The organism is Williamsia sp. z34 (assembly GCF_059553395.1).
Genome location: NZ_JCANWW010000004.1, coordinates 165,302 through 185,937, shown reverse-complemented (window position 1 = coordinate 185,937; position 20,636 = coordinate 165,302). Strand labels below are relative to the sequence as shown.

General features: G+C 63.8%; 18 protein-coding genes. 8 read left to right on the top strand and 10 right to left on the bottom strand.

All coding sequences use genetic code 11. The features are described 5' to 3' along the window. The 9 genes from AC51GT_RS12075 to AC51GT_RS12035 form a co-directional block, all read right to left on the bottom strand. Positions 1-1,470 (bottom strand): amidase family protein, encoded by a 1,470-nt coding sequence (locus AC51GT_RS12075; protein WP_496328896.1) that lies wholly within the window; start codon positions 1,468-1,470, stop codon positions 1-3. Beyond that, complete coding sequence (locus AC51GT_RS12070) at positions 1,467-2,654, bottom strand: LLM class flavin-dependent oxidoreductase (protein ID WP_496328895.1); 1,188 nt, start codon at positions 2,652-2,654, stop codon at positions 1,467-1,469. Before AC51GT_RS12070 ends, AC51GT_RS12075 begins: the two co-directional genes overlap by 4 nt. Before the next feature lie 89 nt (positions 2,655-2,743). Then, on the bottom strand, positions 2,744-3,616 hold the full coding sequence (locus AC51GT_RS12065; RefSeq protein ID WP_496328894.1) for an ABC transporter permease: 873 nt from the start codon (positions 3,614-3,616) through the stop codon (positions 2,744-2,746). After that, positions 3,613-4,386, bottom strand: coding sequence for an ABC transporter ATP-binding protein (locus AC51GT_RS12060; RefSeq protein ID WP_496328893.1), 774 nt, complete (start codon positions 4,384-4,386; stop codon positions 3,613-3,615). The genes AC51GT_RS12065 and AC51GT_RS12060 overlap by 4 nt, the downstream gene beginning before the upstream one ends. A 65-nt stretch (positions 4,387-4,451) precedes the next feature. Then, complete coding sequence (locus AC51GT_RS12055; RefSeq protein ID WP_496328892.1) at positions 4,452-5,231, bottom strand: creatininase family protein; 780 nt, start codon at positions 5,229-5,231, stop codon at positions 4,452-4,454. Next, entirely contained in the window at positions 5,228-5,674 is a 447-nt protein-coding gene (locus AC51GT_RS12050) for a cupin domain-containing protein (protein ID WP_496328891.1), read from the bottom strand. The genes AC51GT_RS12055 and AC51GT_RS12050 overlap by 4 nt, the downstream gene beginning before the upstream one ends. Beyond that, a complete protein-coding gene (locus tag AC51GT_RS12045; protein WP_496328890.1) occupies positions 5,671-6,435 on the bottom strand; it encodes a cysteine hydrolase family protein in 765 nt (254 codons plus the stop codon). The genes AC51GT_RS12050 and AC51GT_RS12045 overlap by 4 nt, the downstream gene beginning before the upstream one ends. Further along, entirely contained in the window at positions 6,432-8,090 is a 1,659-nt protein-coding gene (locus tag AC51GT_RS12040; RefSeq protein WP_496328889.1) for an AtzH-like domain-containing protein, read from the bottom strand. Before AC51GT_RS12040 ends, AC51GT_RS12045 begins: the two co-directional genes overlap by 4 nt. Beyond that, entirely contained in the window at positions 8,087-8,860 is a 774-nt protein-coding gene (locus AC51GT_RS12035) for a FadR/GntR family transcriptional regulator (RefSeq protein ID WP_496328888.1), read from the bottom strand. The genes AC51GT_RS12040 and AC51GT_RS12035 overlap by 4 nt, the downstream gene beginning before the upstream one ends. 391 nt (positions 8,861-9,251) lie before the next feature. Between AC51GT_RS12035 and AC51GT_RS12030 the strand changes: the two genes are divergently transcribed. From AC51GT_RS12030 to AC51GT_RS12015, 4 genes are all read left to right on the top strand, one after another. Continuing rightward, a complete protein-coding gene (locus AC51GT_RS12030; RefSeq protein WP_496328887.1) occupies positions 9,252-10,319 on the top strand; it encodes an ABC transporter substrate-binding protein in 1,068 nt (355 codons plus the stop codon). A 181-nt stretch (positions 10,320-10,500) separates the two neighbouring features. After that, entirely contained in the window at positions 10,501-11,589 is a 1,089-nt protein-coding gene (locus AC51GT_RS12025) for an acetamidase/formamidase family protein (protein ID WP_496328886.1), read from the top strand. Further along, on the top strand, positions 11,580-12,290 hold the full coding sequence (locus tag AC51GT_RS12020) for a YoaK family protein (protein WP_496328885.1): 711 nt from the start codon (positions 11,580-11,582) through the stop codon (positions 12,288-12,290). The genes AC51GT_RS12025 and AC51GT_RS12020 overlap by 10 nt, the downstream gene beginning before the upstream one ends. A gap of 106 nt (positions 12,291-12,396) precedes the next feature. Beyond that, on the top strand, positions 12,397-14,115 hold the full coding sequence (locus AC51GT_RS12015; protein WP_496328884.1) for a SulP family inorganic anion transporter: 1,719 nt from the start codon (positions 12,397-12,399) through the stop codon (positions 14,113-14,115). A 4-nt stretch (positions 14,116-14,119) separates the two neighbouring features. Here AC51GT_RS12015 and AC51GT_RS12010 read toward each other — a convergent pair whose 3' ends face one another. After that, positions 14,120-15,727 (bottom strand): MFS transporter, encoded by a 1,608-nt coding sequence (locus AC51GT_RS12010; RefSeq protein WP_496328883.1) that lies wholly within the window; start codon positions 15,725-15,727, stop codon positions 14,120-14,122. Positions 15,728-16,272: 545 nt separating this feature from the next. Between AC51GT_RS12010 and rpsL the strand changes: the two genes are divergently transcribed. The 4 genes from rpsL (at position 16,273) to tuf (ending at position 20,617) form a co-directional block, all read left to right on the top strand. Then, positions 16,273-16,647 carry a 30S ribosomal protein S12 gene (gene rpsL, locus AC51GT_RS12005; RefSeq protein WP_023956148.1) on the top strand — a complete coding sequence of 125 codons (375 nt, stop codon included), beginning with the start codon at positions 16,273-16,275 and terminating at the stop codon, positions 16,645-16,647. Then, positions 16,647-17,117: a 30S ribosomal protein S7 gene (rpsG, locus tag AC51GT_RS12000; protein ID WP_020109663.1), complete on the top strand. Its 471-nt coding sequence runs from the start codon at positions 16,647-16,649 to the stop codon at positions 17,115-17,117. The genes rpsL and rpsG overlap by 1 nt, the downstream gene beginning before the upstream one ends. Positions 17,118-17,164: 47 nt before the next feature. Then, positions 17,165-19,270, top strand: a complete 2,106-nt coding sequence (fusA, locus tag AC51GT_RS11995; protein WP_496323240.1) for an elongation factor G — start codon at positions 17,165-17,167, stop codon at positions 19,268-19,270. 156 nt (positions 19,271-19,426) lie between these two features. Continuing rightward, a complete protein-coding gene (gene tuf, locus AC51GT_RS11990) occupies positions 19,427-20,617 on the top strand; it encodes an elongation factor Tu (RefSeq protein ID WP_496323241.1) in 1,191 nt (396 codons plus the stop codon). The last annotated feature ends 19 nt before the right edge of the window (positions 20,618-20,636 follow it).

Below are 20,636 nucleotides of genomic sequence, written 5' to 3'. Positions count from 1 at the left end.
TCACCATCCGGTCGGAGCCGTGTAACGCAGGATACCGGCCTCTTCGGCCAGGATCGCCGTCATCAGTGTTGTCCGGTCATCGAGGTATCGGCCGAGGAGTTGTGCACCGATCGGCATTCCGCCGGAACCGGCTCCGAGTGGGATGACGGTGGCGGGACCGCGGCCCAGGCTCGAGATTCGGCTCCAAGCATTGACCTGATCATGTGCCGCAGTTGCGACACCATCGATGTCGAGTGTTCGGATGTCGACGGGAACGCTGGACAATTGCGGTGCCGCAGTCGGGACGGCCGGGCACAGGATGACGTCGAACTCGTCGTGAACCTGCGCCCATTGCGCGGCGATCGTGCGTTGGGACTCGAGGTCCCGCAATGCGGTACGAAGCGACTGCACATGTCCTTTGGCTGCGGCGACGTCAGGAGAGTCATCGGAACGCTCGGCGTTGCGGACGCTGCGTTCCCACGCCTCGTCGTCGAGGCCATGGACAACCTCACCGGCCTGCAGTCGGACGAACAGGTCCACTGCTTGCCGGCCGGAGACGGGCGGAGAGGTGAGTTGACCTACTCGCGCGCCTGCCGATTCCAATGCCTGCGCGAATGATTCGATCGCAGATCGGGTCTCCGAATCCACCATGGCGGCCGAGTCGTCGAGCCAGAGCCCGACCCGTAGCGCCCCGAGCGAAGTGACACGAGATTCCGGAAGGACCAGTCGCCAGGCGGCGGCATCCATGCCCTCGGCGCCGGCGATCGCGGTCAAGAACCGGTCGGCGTCGGCTGCGGACCGGGTCATCGGCCCTACCACTGAGACGAACGGCTCGAGCAATCCGCCGTTCGGCCAGGGCATGTGGCCGAGTTTGGAGACGATCCCGTTCGACGGGCGGTGACCGAACAACCCACACCAGGCGGTCGGGATCCGGAGAGAACCGGCGAGGTCGCTACCGAAGTCGGCCACCGACAACCCGGCGGCCACCGCGGCCCCGGATCCGCCGGACGAGCCGCCAGGGCTGCGCGTGGGGTCGAACGGGTTGCGGGTCACACCGAAGGCCTCGTTCGAGGCCTGATGATCTGCCAGATAGACCGGCACGTTGGTCTTTCCGAGGATCACCGCATCGGCCTCGCGCAGACGCCGCACCAACGGTGAATCCACAGCCGCTGTGCGGGCATCGGACAATCTTCCGTGGGACGTGCGCATCCCGGCGGCATCGAAGCAATCCTTGATCGTCACCGGCAGACCGGCCAGGATGCCCAGTGGTTCGCCTGCCCGACGACGCGCATCGACGTCGCGTGCGGCCTTCCTGGCACCGTCGGCGTCGAGGTCGACAACCGCGTTGATCTCGCGACCGGCGGCGCTCTCGATCAGGGTGAGTTCTCGTTCGACGAGCTCCACCGCCGACAGCTCTCCGCCTGCCATCAGCGCAGTCAGGGCGGCGCCGTCGAGTTGGGTCAACGAGTCGAGTTCCGAGGCCGAGCTCACAGTGCTGCCACCGGCTGGTTCCGAGCAGAACTTTCTTGAAGCTGCGGCATCACCTCGGTACCGAACATCTCCAGTTGCTCGCGCTGCTGCCCCGGGGACAGTCCGAGGGCATCCATTGCCACCGACAGCCGGGTCACACCCAGCGAATCACGGTATTCGGCAATCGTTTCCGCGACCTCGTCAGGAGTTCCGACCACATAGACCTTCTGTGCCATCGACTCCTCGAGGGTCGGGGCGTAGTCGAAGGGGGTCTTGTTCATGCCGGCGGGCGGATCGTAGGTGGCGAACCGGCCGTATGGGGACAGGAGCTTGGTCAGTTCGTCATGGCCGGGTCGGGCCAGTGCGACGGCCTCTTCGTGAGTGCGTGCGACATTCACGTGTAGTACCAGCATCTGTTCGTCACCGACTTTGCTCTCGCGGCCGAAGCCGTTGATGAGTTCGGTGTGCGCCTCCCAGGCTTGGCGAAGCCGCGAGATCGACTGTCGGGTGTACACGCCGATGTGTCCGTGCTCGGCGACATACGACACCGTCCGCGGCGAGGTGCAGGCCTGGTATATCTCGACCGGTCGCAGTACGTTCGGAACCAGCGCAAGGTCTTCGACCACGCCACCCCGATCCGGGATCCCGGCCGGCGGGAACTGAAAGTGCTTGCCGCGGTGGCAAAACCGGTCCGACGTGAAGGCGAGGCGGATGGCCGCCATCGCCTCCTCGAACGTGGCGCGGTTGATCTCTTCGGCCGACTCCGACATGGAATTGTCACCCGACTCGACGTTGGATCCGAAGGTCTGCAGTTCTCGCGGCACGGTGCCACGACCGACGCCGAAACGCATCCGCCCACCGGTGAGGATGTCTGCGGCCGCGAAATCCTCGGCAAGTCGGAGCGGGTTCCACTGGGGAACGATGTTGAACATCTGGCCGAAGTTGATCGACTTCGTCTGCGCCGCTGAATACAGACCCAGCAGGATCTGGTTCGGGATGACCTCGTAGCCCTCGTGCTGGAAGTGGTGTTCGGTGTACCAGAAGGTATCGAAGCCAACAGCATCGGCGGTCTTGGACAGTTCGACAAAATCGTTGAAAGCCGCCGCATAGTCCTCGCGGCCGTAACGCCGATCGGTGGCGACGGGGCCGCTGCTGCCGGCGTCGGGCATCCGGACTGCACCGAGGATGTTCGCATCAATACGCATGTTCTGACTCATTTCTGAAAGGTCTGAGGATCGGAAAAGGCCTGTGGGGAGCTGCAGGCCCGGAATTCGAGCAGTGGTGTTCGCGACGATCACTCGTCGTGGTTCATGGCCGATTCGTGCCAGCGGCGCAGCGTGAGGAACTCGACGAGGCGGACCAGTCCGAAGAGCAACAACGACACCAGGCTCGCCGCGATCACTGCGAGGAACAGGCGCGGGGTCATCAGTTGCTGCGCGGTCGAGGTGATCACATAACCCAGACCGCCCTGGCCACCGCCGATTCCGGCGACGAACTCGCCCACGATCGCGCCGATCACCGAGGTTCCCGCCGCGATGCGGAGTCCGGTCAACATGTACGGCAGTGCAGAAGGAACCCGCAGGATCACCATCTCGTATGGCTTGGATGCCCCGGCCATCTCGAACAGCTGGACCAGATTGCGGTCGGTCGATTTGAGTCCGGTCAGGGTGTTGGCGGCGACCGGGAACACCGCGATGATGGCGGCGATCAGAGTGTTGGTGGTGATGCCGGCACCCATCCAGACCACCATGATCGGGGCGATGGCGATGATCGGAATGGTCTGTAGCAAAACGAGATACGGATAGAGCCCGCGCTCGGCGAATGACCATCGCGACATCACGACGGCAGCCGCGAAGCCGACAACCGCGGCCAGCAGGAAGCCGCCGTACGCTTCCCGCATCGTGACCAGCGTGGGTTCCACCAGTGTGGGCAATGCGGGGCCGATCTCGTCGATCAGGTCACCCGGGCTCGGGACCAGGTAGGAGGGGATGTCGAAGATGATCAGACAGGCCTGCCACAAAGCGATGAGGATGACCAGCACGAGTGCGGGTGGTGCCACGGCCCGACCTGCGCGGTGAAGGACGGATTTGTTCTTTTTCGTTGTCCCCGCGGGGACCGGCTCGTCCGTTGATCCGGTGACCGGCATGCGGCTCTCGGTGATGCTCATGCTGTCGCCAATCTTGCGCCGATGTAAGTGGTGAGCTTGTCGAGTGCTTCTTCATCGCGTGGCGCGTCGATGTCGGCGGTCGGTGGGCTCGGTGATTCGACCTGCTCGACGATGCGTCCGGGTCCCGACGCCATCAGGAGGATGGTGTGGGAGATCCGGACGGCCTCCCGGATGGAGTGGGTGATGAACAGGACGCCGAATCCGCGCTCGGACCACAGCCGGATCAGTTCGTCGGCCATTCGATCGCGGGTGAATTCGTCGAGCGCGGCAAAGGGTTCGTCCATCAGCATGAGTTCGGGTTCCGACGCCAGCGCCCGTGCCAGGGACACCCGCATCTTCATCCCGCCGGACAGCTCCCGAGGCAATGACTTCTGGACCGACTCCAGGCCGACCAGTTTCAGCGCCGCGACGGCGCGCTCCCGAGCGACGTTGCGGGGCACTTTACGGATCTTCGACACCAGTTCGGTGTTGGCCAAAACGGACCGCCAGGCAAGCAGCGTCGGGTCCTGGAAGACATATGAGCTCTGGTCCGTGTTCAGCGCCAGGGTGCCGGTTGTCGGGGTCGACAATCCTCCGGCCATGCGCAGCAGGGTGGTTTTTCCGCAACCCGATGGACCGACGATGGTGACTATCTGTCCGCGTTTGATGGTCAGGTCGACCGGCGCGAGCGCATTGAACCCGTTGGCGTAAGTCTTGGTGACAGAGTTGAATTCGACCAGTGCGCCGGTCGTGCCCGGCTTCACCGATGATGTGGTGGTCGACTGGGTCATGGTTCTCCTTGGTCCAAAAGAAGCGTCGCTCATCGCCGCAGGCGCGGCCGGCGTCGAAAGGGGAATCAGCTGGCGGTGAATTCGAACTGGGAGATCTCCCTGAACACCGCCGAGAGGCGAGAGGTCCAATGTTCGACGATCTGCGCGCCCACCGATGCATTGGCGCTCAGAGGATCTCCGATCACGCCGTTCTTGGTGAGATCGGCTGACAGCCAGGCGGTCGGCAGGGCGCCCTCGAGGGTGAGCTCGCCGGAAGCGGGGAACATGTCGGGCAATCCCTTGCCGCCGATCACCGCACGGTCCATCTTGACGAGTTCAGGCGCCAGCGCCAGCATCACCGAGGTCTCGACATGTCCACCGTGGATGGAGTATTCGTGGTCGGGGATGTCGATGGCCTCCGGATGGCCGAGGCGTCCGGTGGTGACGGGAAAGACCAGCAGATCCGTTTCGCTGCGGATATCGCGCGCCGCGACGTCCAGCAGGGACGGATTCCCGCCGTGGCCGTTGACGAAGACCAGCCGGGTGAAACCGGAAGCGGCGACGCTGCGGCCCACGTCCAGGCAGACATCCAGAAGGGTCTTGGAGCTCAGGCTGACCGTGCCGGCCCAGCCCAGGTGCTCCGTCGATTTGCCGTAGGTGAGAGTTGGCAGGGTCCACACGGAGGTCTCGGGCGACACCGCGGCGGCCGCGGCAGCGGCCACCCGCTCGGCGACCAGCGCGTCGGTCACCACCGGAAGATGCGGTCCGTGCTGCTCCATGGCGCCGATCGGTTGCACGATGACGGTGCTCTTCTTGTCCAGGGCGGCAACATCTTCGGTACTCAGGTGGTCGAGGCGATGATTCATGAGGGGGTACCCAAGGCTTTCAGATCGGTGGAGTCCCAGGTGGTAGGGGTGCCTGCGGACACGAGGTCGGCGAAGCCACCGTCGTCGAGGGCGCCGCTGTCGGAGACCATGATGGTCACTGCGTAAAGGCGTTGTGAGTCAGAGCTGTTGATGATTCGGTGATGAGATCCCGGGGGCAGCACCAACGTGTCCCCGGCTGCCAGGTCGACGGTGTGTTCATCGCTGATCGCGATACCGGTACCGGACAGGATCACAAAGATCTCCACCGAGTCGGGGTGAGAGTTGACCGGCTGGCTGCCGCCGGGCTCCCAGACCTCGTAGAACACACTGGCCGAACTGGCGTCATGGGGACCGGCGAGCATTGCCAGCTTGACGGTGTCCTGTGGAGAGATCAACGTGGGTACCACGTCGCCCAGACTCCGGTGGATGGGTGCGGGGGTCATTGCTCGATTCCTTTGAGTGCGTTGATCACGGCTTCCGCGTCGGTGGTGAATCCGAAGCACTGACGGGTGTTGTAGACGGTGGCCTCATGGCAATAGTCGGGCGAGGTGGTGGCGGAGGCATCCTCGACGAGGATGACGTCATACCCGAGGCAGGCAGCATCGATCAGCGTCGAATACACGCATTGGTCGGAGTTCACGCCGGAGAACAGCAGGGTGTCGACGCGCAGATTCCGCAGGATCGAGTCGAGTGAGGTGTCCCAGAAGCCGCTCATCCGGTATTTGTCCACGGCGATATCAGTTGGCGAGGCCTGCAGTCTGTCGACCACCGCTGCGCCCCAGGCATCTTTGGTCAGTACCCGGGACCCGTTCGGCATGGTCGCACCGATGCCGGAACCGTCGAGTTCCGGGTCGTAGACGTGCACCACGTTCGGCGGCAGATTGGCGCCATCGGGACGGTTGCCCCAGTTCACCCAGATGACGGGAATGCCCGCCGCTCGCGCAGCCGGGATGAGATCGCCGAGCTTCTCGATTGCCCCACCGAGTACCGAGACGTCCACGCCGATCGAATGCAGCCAGCCGCCCTCGGTGCAGAAGTCGTTCTGCATGTCGATGACCAGGAGAGCCGTTCGGGCCGTGTCAAGTCTCACCGGGGAAGGGGCGGCTTCGAAATCGACGGTGTGCACCGCGGCGGTCGGACGGATGAGGTCTATGACGTCGCCGGTGCGGTTCCACCTGTTCCGGCTCCCGGAATCCCGGATCATCGTTGTGTCACTTTCTGCATCATCTCGCCGGCGATGGCGAGCAGGGTGAGATCGGTTCGGGGTGCACCGACAAGACACAATCCGACCGGTCGAGATCGCTTGTCTTGCAGACGCGGAATGGTGACCGCGGGCAGTCCGGCCAGGGACGCGAAGCACGTCATCCGGAGAGTTGCGGCGCGATGGGCCTCGATCTGTGCCTGTCCGGCCGTACGGTCGGGGGCACCAGATGCAGCGGTCGGAAGCAAGAGCACGGTGTCGGAGAGCAGGTCATGAAGAACTGTCCGTGCCTGGGTGAGTACAGCGTTCGATTCGGCCGCTTGCTCCGGACGGATCTGCGAGGCCACGGTGAAGCGAGCCATCACGTCGTCGCCGACCGTCCCCGGGTTGGCGGACAGCCAGGTCCCGTGGCTCTGCCACGCTTCGTAGGCCTGCACGGTGCGAAACGCCGTGAACCAGGACTCGACCTGGCCGGCGGCGAGGTCGGCGGTGTGAACTCGTGGAATCCGACCCTGGCCGGACTGCGTGGTGATCTCGGCCCAGAAACTCTGTTGCACGGCAGGTTCGGCCTGTGATTCGAGGTTCGGGATCCGGATCATGCGGGTCGGTCGGGTTCCCGCGGCAAACGGGAGCAGGACCGACGCGACCTTGATCGACTCCTCGACGTCGCGGGTGAGCCACCCGACAGTGTCGAAACTCGGGGCCAACCCGAGCACGCCTTCGGTGGAGATCGCGCGGTGGGTGGTGCGGATCCCGATGAGTCCCTGGTACGAGGCAGGCACCCGGATGGAGCCCGCGGTGTCGGTACCGAGACCCGCCGATACCTGGCCCAACGCGACCGCCGCTGCCGGGCCGTTGGTGGACCCGCCGCTGATCCCCTCCGGCACAGCGGGATTGGGGGGAGTGCCGAAGTGTGCGTTGGTGCCGGCCAGGCTGTAGGCGAACTCGTCGGTCTGTGCAATGCCGGTGATGTCCGCTCCGGCGGACATCAGTGCCGAGAGTGCCGGCGCCGTGACCGACTCTTCGGCAGCGGCCGCGGCCCAGGTGGGATTGCCCGCGCCGATGCTGTGGCCGCGGACGGCGAACAGGTCTTTGACCGCCAGGGTTGTTCCCGACAGGACACCGGCTGCGGTTGACCGGATGAGCGGAGTGCCGACTGTGCGCCAGATACTCGGATCGGTGGAGTTCGTTGCCACATCATCGGTGTCGAGCACCTTTGGTGCCGTCACATGGGCCAGTGTGATGTGCCACGCGGAGCCAGGAGTCCCACTGCGCTGCCACAGTTGTGTCTGTACTCCGCGGGCGCCTCCGTCGACGGATGTGGTGGTGGCCATGATGACCGCACTGTCCGGCGTGATGGCGCGTAGCTCGATCGCGATCACGCGTCGGGTTGGTACACCCGACCGAGTGGCACGAAAGGCCGCTATGGCGTCGTATCCGACGAGGACGGTGGGCGCGTCCGCGCGCACCGTGGCCGGGCCCGGTGCGAACAACCTGTCCAAGGTCGCAACGTCGTTGCGCCGCAGCGCCACCTCGTATTCGCTGAAGGCGGCGATCAGCCCGGCAGGAATTCCATCGGGGGCGGAGATGGTGAATGTTGCACTGTCGCGGCGATGTCCGAGTTCCGTCGTCGGGTGTGCCGGGGCGTGAACCGTCACTTCTCACCACCTGTCATGTCGTCGAATGTCTCCTGGGTCATGGATGCGACCTCACCGAGGTGCCGGCGCATCGCTACTCGTGCTCCGTCGGCGCTCCCGGCCGTGACGGCCGCCAGGATCGACCGGTGGCCGAGGTACGAGACCTCCCGCGCATGACGCGTGGAGTGCGAGAGGATGCGAGTGGTGCACGTCCACGATCCGGCCAGGGTGTTGATGGCCGACATCAGTGGGTTCTGCGATGCTGCGGCAAGAAGCATGTGGAACTCGAGATCGCAGCGCAGCGATTCATCCGGTGTCAAGTCGGTCATCGATCGGCGCAGAACCTCTTCGAGTGCAAGAAGATTGGCCGGCGTCGCGCGAAGGGCCGCGAGTTCGGCCAACCTCGGCTCGATGGTCTCCCGTAGTTCCGCGACGTCACGGAGTTGATGTTCGGCGTCGGAGAGCTCGGCGTACAGGGTCTGGACCCGCTGCGGCATCGGCATCACGGTGGTACCACGTCCGGGTCGGCGTTCCACCAGGTGTTTCGACTGCAATTCATGCATCGCCTCTCGGAGTGAGGCTCGTGATACTCCCATGTGAATGGCGAGCTCCCGTTCGGAGGGAAGGCGGTCTCCGGCGGCGAGTTCTCCAGTGGCAATGAGCTTTTCGAGATGTGAGGCAATCTCGGCGCTGACGCTCTCACGCCCGGCGGAGGTGTTGTGGGCCATGGACAGTGCGTCGATGGGTACCGTCCGTCCGCCCGCATTCCCGGGCCCGGTCTTGGGTAACAAATCATGCCTCCCTGGTGCTCGGAATTGCGGAATTGGCCTGACCAATCGGATTGATTGGTCTGACCTTAGTCAGATTCGCGGCCGCATCGCCAGGCGTGGAGGCAACCTGCAACGGGTTGTTAACAATGGAAACAATCTGGACATTACGGGACTGGTTCCCGGCGGAATATGCTGTTGGAACTGCTATTTGGGTACGAGCGATCCCGCCCAGTGGACGTCAAATGTTTCCAACAGAGTTCTCTGTTTCGTAGGTGTGAACAAGTACCGCCTGGAATTGACGACGGATTCGCGTCGCCTCTACGGTCTACTTGGTCGGACCAAGTTCACGTGGTCCCGATTCTCGAGCTGACAATTCGTCAGCTTTCCCTGAAATCTCTTTATTGGAGCCGCCATGCGCTGGGTTGTCCGTTCACGACGTCGTCTGATGGGTCTGACGGCAGTAGTTGCTTCTCTGTTGGTGGTCACCGCCTGTTCGGGCGGGGACTCCGAGGGGGGAGAGGATTCACTGACTGTTCAGTTGAGCTGGTTCACCAATGCGCAGAACGGTGGCTGGACAACCGCGGTGACCGAGGGATACCTCGCCGAAGCGGGCTTCGACAATGTCGAACTGGTGGCCGGTGGCCCGAACGTCTCAGGCATTCCCTTGCTGGCGTCCGGTCGCGCCGACATCGCCGTCACCACGACCGAGAGCTATCTGCAGGCCCGCGCGCAGGGTGTGCCGGTCACCGCCGTCTACAACGAGTTCGACATCGCACCCACCGGCATCCTTTTCAAGAAGGAAAACGGCTGGAAGGACTGGGAAGATCTGGCCGGCAAGAGCTGGACGGTCGCTCCGATCAGCCTGGGTTGGCAGTGGGTGCAGCAGGACCTGGGCATCGACTTCACCACCCAGAACTTCAACGGTTCCAATGCGGCGTTTCTGGCGGTCCCCGACGGCATCACGCAGGGCTATCCGACCAATACCGTCTACGAGGCCCGTCAACAGGGTTTCGACCTCGACTACCTGGGCTATTCGACGGCCGGCTTCAACCCCTACGGGCAGATTCTCGTGGTCGCCGACAGCTATGCCGCGGAGCACGGTGAAGAGCTGACCCGGGCCCTGGCGGCCCTGAGCAAGGGATGGCAGGCGTATATCGGAGACACCGAAGCCGCCACGACCGCGAACGCGCAGATGCTCGAGGAGAACGATCAACTCGCCGAGGATGTCAACTGGTTCACCTGGGATGGCCAGCGCAAGTTCGTGATCGGCGACGCCGCCGGCACGACGATGGGTGAGATGGGCGACGACCGTTGGCAGACCGTTGTCGACCAGATGATCTCGATGGGTGCGCTGCCCGCCGACTTCAAAGCCGACAAGCTCTTCGACAATCAGTTCGTTTCTGACGAGTACAAGTGGCCGACGCTCGAAGAACTCCCGGCTGCACCTGCCGGCGTGTACGAGGGCCCGCCGCCGGCCTGATCAAGGCGCGACCAACCCGGATCTGAGGGAGGGCGGTCCATTGCATTCCGACCTGCATCGCAGATGGTCAGTGTCCGAGTATCCGCATACAACACCCGCCGAACACACCAGGTTGAAACAGCTGGAGACATACGGTGGCTGACCTCCTGCCGAAGACGCAGGTGAAACGAGATCTGACCAGATGGTGATTCTGCAACCGGGTGAACCCGGTGGGATCGAGGGCCGGTACCTGTCGGCCGAGACGTCGAACCTCTACTGGGGTCGATTGCCGACGGTCGACGCCGCCCCGGCGATGAAAATCGAATCGGGTGAATCGGTGACCATCGACACGCTGTCGCACGAGGGACTGATGGAGGACCAGGGGCGAGATCCGCTTGCCTACTTCAGCTCACATGGGGTCGCCGACGACGATGTGCTCGTCGACATGATCGATCTGGCCAAATCGTCGACACCGCACACCTTTCGGGTCGACGGTCCGCACGTGGTGACGGGCCCGATTCATGTCGAAGGCGCCAGGCGCGGTGACATCTTGAAAGTCGAATACCTGAGGCTGCAGCCGAGGGTCCCGTACGGCGTCATCTCGACCAGGCACGGCCTCGGTGCGCTGCCGGGGGAGTACCCCACGGCAGGCGAGAACGGAGAAGCGCAGGCGATACAGAGCCAGTTCTGTCGCGCTGACATCGAAACCGGCACCGGCATCATCGACCTCGGCGAAGGTCGCGAGATCCGATTCGGGCTGAATCCCTTCATCGGACTGTCCGGCGTCACCGCCGATACCCGAGATGCGCTCAGCACCGTGCCGCCGGGGCGACACGGTGGCAACCTCGATGTCAAAGACCTTGGGGTGGGAAGTGCGCTATACCTCCCGGTCCAGGTGGACGGTGCCGGTTACTACATGGGCGATCCTCACTTTGCGCAAGGCAACGGGGAGGTTGCACTGACGGCACTCGAGGCGTCGCTGCGTGCGACAGTACGACTGACCGTCCTGAGTCGGCAGGAAGCGTCTGCCGACGTCGGCTTCGTCGACGGCCCGTGCGGGTCGACCGCCGAATACTGGATCGGTATAGGACTCGACCGGGATTTGAATCTGGCAATGAAAAAGGCCGTGCGAGAGGCGATTCGGATCCTCCACGAGGTGGCGCAGGTTCCACCGTCGGTGGCGTATCTCTACCTCAGTGCGGCAACCGATTTCGTTGTCAGTCAGGTCGTCGACGATGTCAAGGGAGTCCACTGTCGGATCAGAAAGGCGGACTTCGCACCATGGCACTGAGTTTCGGGGCAGGGCGTCTGAGGGGCATCGACGCCGCGGACGTCCGGACGTTCTGCATGCTCGCGCTGACCTTTTCGACGGGTATCTCCGATGCTGTCGGCTACCTCGCGCTCGATCAGGTGTTCACCGCGAACATGACCGGCAACGTCGTGATCATGGGTATGGGCATCGGACAGGCCGACGGGTTGCCGGTGCTCGGGCCCATCCTCGCCCTGGTCGGGTTCATGGCCGGCGCCGCCATCGGTGGCCGGTTCGTCCGCCACGAAAAGGCCAAGTGGACCCCGCGGGTCACCGGCGCACTGTTCGCGGTGGCGGCGGTGCTCTGCGCCACCGGCATCATGTTGCTGGTCGTGCCGATCGACCACGGACTGACGAAGCCACTGGCGACGATCCTGCTCGCCACCCCGATGGGGCTTCAGGCGGCGGTGGCCCGACACGTGGCCGTCGCCGATGTGACCACCGTGGTGGTCACCTCGACGATCACCGGGTTGGCCGGTGATTCCCGGTTGGGTGCCGCGCGTGAGCAACTGTGGGTGCGGCGACTGCTTGCGGTCCTGGCGATCGGCGTCGGTGCGCTGGTGGGGGCGGCCCTGCTGTTCATCGACGTCAGTGCCGGGGTGCTGGCGTCGGCGGTCGTCACGGTTGTGGTCGCGGCGATCGGACACCACCGTCACGCGGTGGAGGAGAAGGACGGGGACTGACGGATCCGATCGGGGGTTTCTTCGCCGAGAGGGGGGTTCGGGCTGACAATGGTCCGAGGGACCCACCTGGCCGGGTCTGAAGAAGTCGGACGTTGGGGAGAAACCCGTGGGAAATGTTGTGACAGATGGCTTGGCGAAGTTGCCGGGAGTTGCGACAGCGCGGTCCTACCGCAAGGAATGGCTACGGCCGGACATCACCGCCGGCCTGGTTCTGACGGCACTGCTCATCCCGGCGGGGATGGGATATGCCGAGGCGGCCGGGTTGCCGGCCTACGCGGGCCTGTACGCCACCATTGTCCCGTTGCTGGCCTATGCGGTGGTGGGACCATCGAAAATCCTTGTCCTCGGCCCCGATTCGTCGCTGGCACCGCTGATCGCGGCGGCCGTCCTGCCGTTGGCGGTGACCGACGACCCGGAGGACGCGCTCGCACTGGCCGGTGTCCTGGGGGTCCTGGTCGGACTCATCCTGCTCCTCGGCGGATTCCTGCGTCTGGGCTTCGTCACCGACCTGTTGTCCAAGCCCATCCGACTCGGTTACCTCAATGCGATCGCCCTGATCGTGGTGGTCGGCCAGTTGCCCAAGCTGCTCGGGTTCTCCGTCGACGCGGACAGTTTGATCGGTGAGGTCCGGGAGACCGTCAAGGCCATCGCGAACGGCGACATCGATGTCCGCGCCGCCGCAATCGGTCTCGCGTCGCTGGCCATCATCATCGCGTTCCGCATCTGGATCCCACGTGTTCCCGGCGTACTCGTCGCGGTCATCGCTGCGATGGTCGTCTCGGCGGCACTGGGTCTGACAGACGACATCGGGATGGTCGGGGCACTGCCGGAAGGGATGCCGCTGCCGTCGTTCGGTGGCGTCGACTGGGGGGACGTGGCAGAACTCATCGGACCCGCCGCCGGCATCGCGCTGATCGCGTTCGCCGACACCGGTGTCCTCTCACGCACCTTCGCGGCCCGCCACGGCGAGGACGTCAATGGCAGCACCGAGATGAAGGCCATCGGCGTCGCCAACATCGCGGGTGGAATGTTCAGCGGGTTTCCCATCTCCGCGAGCGGATCCCGTACCCCGGTGGCCGAGCAGAGTGGTGCCAAGACCCAGCTGGCCGGCGTGGTCGGTGCGCTCGCGGTCCTGGTGTTCGTCCTGGTCGCTCCCGGTGTCACCGAATACCTTCCCGACGCAACGTTGGGTGCGGTGGTGATCGTGGCCGCGATGGCACTGGTCGACGTCGGCGGCATGATCCGGATGTGGCAGATGAGCCGGACCGAGTTCGGTCTCGCCGCGGCGGCCTTCCTCGGCGTCGCACTGGTCGGTGTCCTACAGGGTGTCCTGGTGGCAATCGCACTGTCGTTCATCGCAGTGGTCGCCCGGTCGTGGCAGCCCTACCGCACCGAACTCGTCCGCACGCCGGATGAACCCGGCTTCCACGACATCGAACGTCATCCCGAAGGGGAGCGCATCCCGGGGCTGGTGTTGGTGCGCTTCGACGCTCCGCTGTTCTTCGCGAACGGTGACATCTTCGACAACTTCGTGCGGTCGGTGGTGGCGGAATCGAAGACCCCGGTGGAATGGGTCGTCGTCGCCGCCGAGGCGCTCACCGGTCTGGACACCACCGCCGTCGACGAACTGGTCGACCTCGATACGTATCTCGAAGGCAAGGGCATCCATCTGGCCTTCGCGGAGATGAAGGGACCCATCAAAGACCGGCTCATCCGGTTCGGTGTCGGGGACAGGTTCGGCGCGGGACACTTCCATCCGACCATCGAGGCGGCTGTGGCCGCATTCCACGACCGCGGCAACCGCCTCAGTGGTTCCGAGTCCTGACCGCTCAGCCCAAAGCGGCGTCGGAGGTCGGTGGCGGGGGATCGGGTAGCCGGATCATCCGCAACGCGTTGAGGAGCCCGAGCAACCCGGCCACGATCGGGATGAGCAGGGCTATCTGAAGTGCGATGGGCCGCGCGTCGGTGTTGATACGGATGACCTCGTCCTTGATCGCCGGAGGCTGGTCCACGAGCAGGTCGTCGAGTGCGGTGTTGCTCATCACCTCGGCGTCGTCCTCGAGTACCTGCGCCACCTGTGCCTGCTCGGCGTCGGGGAGCACCGAGCTCGACTCCGACATCGAGGTGAACGTGAACGACAACGTGGCCAACATGATCGCGCCGGCGAACGCCAGCCCGAACGACAGACCGAAGGATCCGGCGGCCGAATTGGTGCCTGCGGCCTCGCTGACCCGTTCATCCGAGATGGGACCGAGTGTGTAGTTGTTGAGTTGCGAGACGAGCAAACCCAGGCCCGAACCGGCGACGATGAGCGGAATGATCAACGCCCACCCGAACTCGGCGCGGGGCACGATCGGGACCAGGACCGCGATCCCCGCCGTGAGCAGACCGAACCCCCAGCAGACGATGATGCTCGGGCGCCGGTGCGTCAACGTCCGGCCGGCGATCAGTGCCACCGCGAACATGCTCAGCGACAGCGGTGCCAGCGACAGGCCGGCCTGCATCGCGTTGTATTCGAGCACCATCTGCAGGTAGATGGGCAGCGCGATCATGGTGCCGCCGAGCGCGATCTGCTGGAGCATCTGTCCGGTGATGCCGAGCCGGAACAGCTTGGACTTGAACAGTTCCGGATCGAGCAGGGTCGGTTCGCCGCGCCGCTTACGTCGGACGAGCCAGTACATCAGGCTGCCCAGGGCCACCGCCCCGGTCGCCAGGAGCGCGCCGACGGCCTCGCCGCCTTCTTGCCAGACGAGGATTCCCAGCACGATGCCGCCCATGCCCAGAACCGAGAGGGCCGCGCCGACCAGGTCGACGCCCCGGGGGCCGGTGTACGGCACATCGGCGACGAGCTTGATGCCCGACAGGACGACGATGATGATCACGACTTCGAGGACAAACGCCAGACGCCAGGACAAGTAGGTCGTGATGAAGCCACCGAGGAGGGGACCGACCGCAGCGGCGATCGCAGCGGCCGCGCCGACGAGGGCATAGACCTTCTTCTGTGCGTCGCCTTCGAAGTTGCCGTGGATCAGTGACTGCATCGCGGGCAGGAGCAGCGACGCGCCGATGCCACCGAGGATCGCCCAGAAGATCACGATGGTCATCAGGTTCTGGGCCACCGCCATCGCCGCGGCTCCCACCGCATATCCGAGCAAACCGAGCACGTAGGCCCGTTTGCGCCCGATGAGGTCTCCGACCTTGCTGCCGATCAGGATGAAGGCCGCCGAGACGAGTGCCTCGAGGGCGATCGCCGATTGGACACCGCTGACCGTCGTGTCCAGATCGCGGACGACCGACGAGATCGAGACGTTCATCAGGGAGGTGTCGACCACCAGGACGAACATCGCCATGGACAACAGGAGAGGTAGCAGCCGCTTGCCGCCCGCCGCCGCCTGGCCGGAACTGCCGGAACTGTCGGAACCGGGTATCTCTGTCATCTCCGCATCCCAACCCGAGTTCCGACAGTTGTTCAATTCTCGGCCGGCGGCATCGCCTGCCAAGATGACCGTAAACCCTTTGTTCAGGCTCGGTCGGGCAAATGTGGCAGCTCGGGTGTTCGCCGGCCGAGAACGCGCCGAAAGCTGCGGAACAGATCGCCGCAAAGGGTGGTTGACCACGCTGGATCCCGCGCTGTGCGGTCGGCCGTCGGTGTCGCCACCTGACCGGCGGCGACCTGCAGAATTGCTCTGGTCTGCGCAGGTGGCGGACGATTTTGACCTGGGGTAACCAAGTCGGTAGAGTTGACCGCTGGTGCTCGGCCTCCGCATTAATCCAAATGGCCGGGTCTCATCTGCGTGCCTTCACCTATCACGCCGGGCAATTTCGACACGCCCGACTATGGGGTAGGGGAGGGCTCACCTGACCAGGGCTTTTGGGTCCTGGTGGGGCGTACTGCGGAGGTTCCGATGTTTCATCGGAAGCTTGCCCGGAGCAGAAACCGCAGTAAATGTTAGAAGAACGCCGACAAAAGGAAGAACTCTCAGTGCCAACTATCAACCAGCTGGTCCGCAAGGGCCGTCACGACAAGCCTGCCAAGCAGAAAACGGCAGCGCTGAAGGGCAGCCCGCAGCGACGCGGCGTGTGCACTCGCGTCTACACCACGACTCCGAAGAAGCCGAACTCGGCGCTTCGTAAGGTCGCCCGTGTCCGCCTCACCAGTTCGGTTGAGGTGACCGCATACATCCCCGGTGAAGGCCACAACCTGCAGGAGCACTCGATGGTGCTCGTTCGCGGTGGTCGTGTGAAGGACCTCCCGGGTGTGCGCTACAAGGTCATTCGTGGCTCGCTCGACACCCAGGGTGTCAAGGCCCGTAAGCAAGGCCGCAGCAAGTACGGCGCGAAGAAGGAGAAGGGCTGATGCCACGTAAAGGACCCGCGCCCAAGCGCCCCCTCATCAATGACCCCGTCTACGGCAGCCCGCTGGTCACCCAGCTGGTCAACAAGATCCTGCTGGACGGCAAGAAGTCGACCGCCGAGCGCATCGTGTACCAGGCTCTCGAGCAGGCTCGCGAGAAGACCGGCACCGATCCCGTCGTGACCCTCAAGCGTGCGCTGGACAACGTCCGCCCCGCCCTCGAGGTCAAGAGCCGTCGCGTCGGTGGCGCCACCTACCAGGTGCCCATCGAGGTCAAGCCCGGTCGTGCGAACACCCTCGCCCTGCGTTGGTTGGTCACATTCAGCCGGCAGCGTCGCGAGAAGACCATGGTCGAGCGTCTCGCCAACGAGCTGCTCGACGCGAGCAACGGTCTGGGCGCTGCAGTCAAGCGTCGCGAGGACACCCACAAGATGGCCGAGGCCAACCGGGCGTTCGCGCACTACCGCTGGTGACACACAGCAACAGCTGCAACAACTTTCAATTCAGAGTGAGGAATTAAGTGGCACAGGAAGTGCTCAGCGACCTCTCCAAGGTTCGCAACATCGGCATCATGGCTCACATCGATGCCGGCAAGACCACAACCACCGAGCGAATCCTCTTCTACACCGGCGTCAACTACAAGATCGGCGAGACCCACGACGGCGCCTCGACGACCGACTGGATGGAGCAGGAGAAGGAGCGGGGTATCACCATCACCTCCGCTGCGGTGACCTGTTTCTGGAACAAGAACCAGATCAACATCATCGACACCCCCGGGCACGTCGACTTCACCGTCGAGGTGGAGCGAAGCCTGCGCGTGCTCGATGGCGCGGTTGCTGTTTTCGACGGTAAAGAGGGTGTGGAGCCGCAGTCCGAGCAGGTCTGGCGGCAGGCCGAGAAGTACGAAGTCCCGCGTATCTGCTTTGTCAACAAGATGGACAAGCTGGGCGCCGACTTCTACTTCACGGTTCGCACCATCGAAGAGCGTCTCGGTGCCAAGCCGCTGGTTCTCCAGCTGCCCATCGGCGCCGAAGACGACTTCGACGGCGTTGTCGACCTCATCGAGATGAAGGCCATCACCTGGCGGGGCGTCGTCCCGACCGGTGCCGAGCCGACCATCGAGGAGATCCCCGCGGATCTGGTCGAGAAGGCGAAGGAATACCGCGAGAAGATGATGGAGACCATCGTCGAAACCGACGAGGTGCTTCTGGAGAAGTACTTCGGCGGCGAAGAGGTCACCATCCCGGAGATCAAGGCTGCGATTCGCAAGCTGACCGTCAACCGGGTGCTCTACCCGGTGCTGTGTGGCTCTGCGTTCAAGAACAAGGGCGTTCAGCCCATGCTCGACGCGGTCATCGACTACCTGCCGAACCCGCTCGACGTTCCCTCTGTCGAGGGTCACGCGCTCGGAAACGAAGAAGAGATCCTCTCGCGCAAGCCGTCGTCCGAAGAGCCGTTCGCGGCGCTGGCGTTCAAGATCGCTTCGCACCCGTTCTTCGGCAAGCTGACGTTCGTACGGGTCTACTCGGGCCACATCACGGCCGGCACCGGCGTGCTCAATGCCACCAAGGGCAAAAAAGAGCGCATCGGCAAGCTGTTCCAGATGCACGCCAACAAGGAAATGCCGGTTGAGGATGCCACGGCGGGCCACATCTACGCGATGATCGGCCTCAAGGACACCACCACCGGTGACACCCTGTGTGACCCGAGCGCACCGATCGTCCTGGAATCGATGAGCTTCCCGGATCCGGTCATCAACGTCTCGATCGAGCCGAAGACCAAGTCGGACCAGGAAAAGCTGGGTGTCGCCATCCAGAAACTGGCCGAAGAGGATCCGACCTTCTCGGTCAAGCTCGACGAGGAGACCGGCCAGACCGTCATCGGCGGCATGGGCGAGCTCCACCTCGACATCCTTGTCGATCGCATGAAGCGTGAGTTCAAGGTCGAGGCCAACGTCGGCAAGCCGCAGGTTGCCTACCGCGAGACCATTCGCAAGACGGTCGAGAAGCACGACTACACCCACAAGAAGCAAACGGGTGGTAGCGGCCAGTTCGCCAAGGTCATCGTCAAGCTCGAGCCGTTGGTCGACGCCGAAGACGGCGCCACCTACGAGTTCGTCAATGCGGTGACCGGTGGTCGCGTTCCTCGCGAGTACATCCCATCCGTGGATGCCGGTGCGCAGGACGCGATGCAGTACGGCGTGCTCGCCGGCTATCCGCTGGTCAACCTGAAGTTCACTCTGCTTGACGGCGCCTACCATGACGTCGACTCGTCGGAGATGGCGTTCAAGATCGCCGGTTCGGCTGCAATGAAAGAAGCAGCCCGGATGGCGGGCCCGGTAATCCTGGAACCGTTGATGGCCGTCGAGGTCACCACGCCAGAGGATTACATGGGCGACGTGATCGGCGACCTCAACTCACGCCGTGGTCAAATCCAGGCCATGGAAGAGCGCAGTGGCGCCCGTGTCGTCAAGGCACTGGTTCCGCTGTCGGAGATGTTCGGCTACATCGGCGACCTCCGGTCGCGGACCCAGGGCCGGGCAAACTACTCCATGGTGTTCGACTCGTACGCTGAAGTTCCGGCGAACGTGTCGAAGGAGATCATTGCCAAGGCAACGGGCGAATAATCACCCGTCGCCTCGGCGATAGCGCCACCGGCGCACAACAAATTAAGAGATCGCTTGTGCGGGGAAGGGTTTCGAAAAACCCTTCCCCGACCAAGAACTAAACACACAGTGACCGGGATTGTCCCGGTCGCTCGAGAAGTCCAGGAGGACAATCAAGTGGCGAAGGCGAAGTTCGAGCGGACCAAGCCGCACGTGAACATCGGCACCATCGGTCACGTCGACCACGGTAAGACCACGTTGACGGCGGCCATCACGAAGGTGCTGCACGACAAGTACCCGACCCTCAACGAGAGCTTCGCGTTCGATCAGATCGACAAGGCTCCCGAAGAGAAGGCTCGTGGTATCACGATCAACATCTCGCATGTGGAGTACCAGACCGAGAAGCGCCACTACGCGCACGTTGATGCCCCTGGTCACGCTGACTACATCAAGAACATGATCACCGGTGCTGCTCAGATGGACGGTGCAATCCTCGTGGTTGCCGCCACTGACGGCCCGATGCCGCAGACTCGCGAGCACGTGCTGCTCGCCCGTCAGGTGGGTGTTCCTTACATCCTCGTCGCGCTGAACAAGGCCGACATGGTTGACGATGATGAGATCATCGAGCTGGTCGAGATGGAGGTGCGTGAGCTCCTCGCTGCACAGGAATTCGATGAGGATGCTCCTGTCGTCAAGGTCTCGGCACTCAAGGCGCTCGAGGGCGATCCCGAGTGGGTCAAGACGGTCGAAGAGCTCATGGACGCTGTCGACGAGAGCATCCCGGAGCCGGTTCGCGAAACCGAGAAGCCGTTCCTCATGCCTGTGGAGGACGTGTTCACGATCACCGGTCGTGGCACCGTTGTCACCGGTCGCGTGGAGCGTGGCGAGGTCAAGGTGAACGAGGAAGTCGACATCGTCGGCATCCGCGAGAAGACCACCAAGACCACCGTCACCGGTATCGAGATGTTCCACAAGCTGCTCGACTCGGCACAGGCCGGCGACAACGCCGGACTGCTGCTGCGTGGCCTCAAGCGTGAGGACGTCGAGCGCGGCCAGGTCATCATCAAGCCGGGTACCACCACCCCGCACACCGAGTTCGAGGGCCAGGCCTACATCCTGTCGAAGGACGAGGGTGGACGGCACACCCCGTTCTTCAACAACTACCGTCCGCAGTTCTACTTCCGTACGACTGACGTGACGGGCGTTGTGACCCTGCCCGAGGGCACCGAGATGGTCATGCCCGGTGACAACACCGAGATGTCCGTCAAGCTGATCCAGCCGGTCGCCATGGACGAGGGCCTGCGCTTCGCGATCCGTGAAGGTGGCCGCACCGTTGGTGCCGGTCGCGTCACCAAGATCAACAAGTAAGCAGTAGTACCCAGCCAGA

Coding starts and splice junctions, on each gene's coding strand:
- AC51GT_RS12070 (WP_496328895.1), bottom strand. CDS start 2,654: ATGCGTATTGATGCGAACATCCTCGGTGCAGTCCGGATGCCCGACGCC.
- AC51GT_RS12065 (WP_496328894.1), bottom strand. CDS start 3,616: ATGAGCATCACCGAGAGCCGCATGCCGGTCACCGGATCAACGGACGAG.
- AC51GT_RS12060 (WP_496328893.1), bottom strand. CDS start 4,386: ATGACCCAGTCGACCACCACATCATCGGTGAAGCCGGGCACGACCGGC.
- AC51GT_RS12055 (WP_496328892.1), bottom strand. CDS start 5,231: ATGAATCATCGCCTCGACCACCTGAGTACCGAAGATGTTGCCGCCCTG.
- AC51GT_RS12050 (WP_496328891.1), bottom strand. CDS start 5,674: ATGACCCCCGCACCCATCCACCGGAGTCTGGGCGACGTGGTACCCACG.
- AC51GT_RS12045 (WP_496328890.1), bottom strand. CDS start 6,435: ATGATCCGGGATTCCGGGAGCCGGAACAGGTGGAACCGCACCGGCGAC.
- AC51GT_RS12030 (WP_496328887.1), top strand. CDS start 9,252: ATGCGCTGGGTTGTCCGTTCACGACGTCGTCTGATGGGTCTGACGGCA.
- AC51GT_RS12025 (WP_496328886.1), top strand. CDS start 10,501: ATGGTGATTCTGCAACCGGGTGAACCCGGTGGGATCGAGGGCCGGTAC.
- AC51GT_RS12020 (WP_496328885.1), top strand. CDS start 11,580: ATGGCACTGAGTTTCGGGGCAGGGCGTCTGAGGGGCATCGACGCCGCG.
- AC51GT_RS12010 (WP_496328883.1), bottom strand. CDS start 15,727: ATGACAGAGATACCCGGTTCCGACAGTTCCGGCAGTTCCGGCCAGGCG.
- rpsG (WP_020109663.1), top strand. CDS start 16,647: ATGCCACGTAAAGGACCCGCGCCCAAGCGCCCCCTCATCAATGACCCC.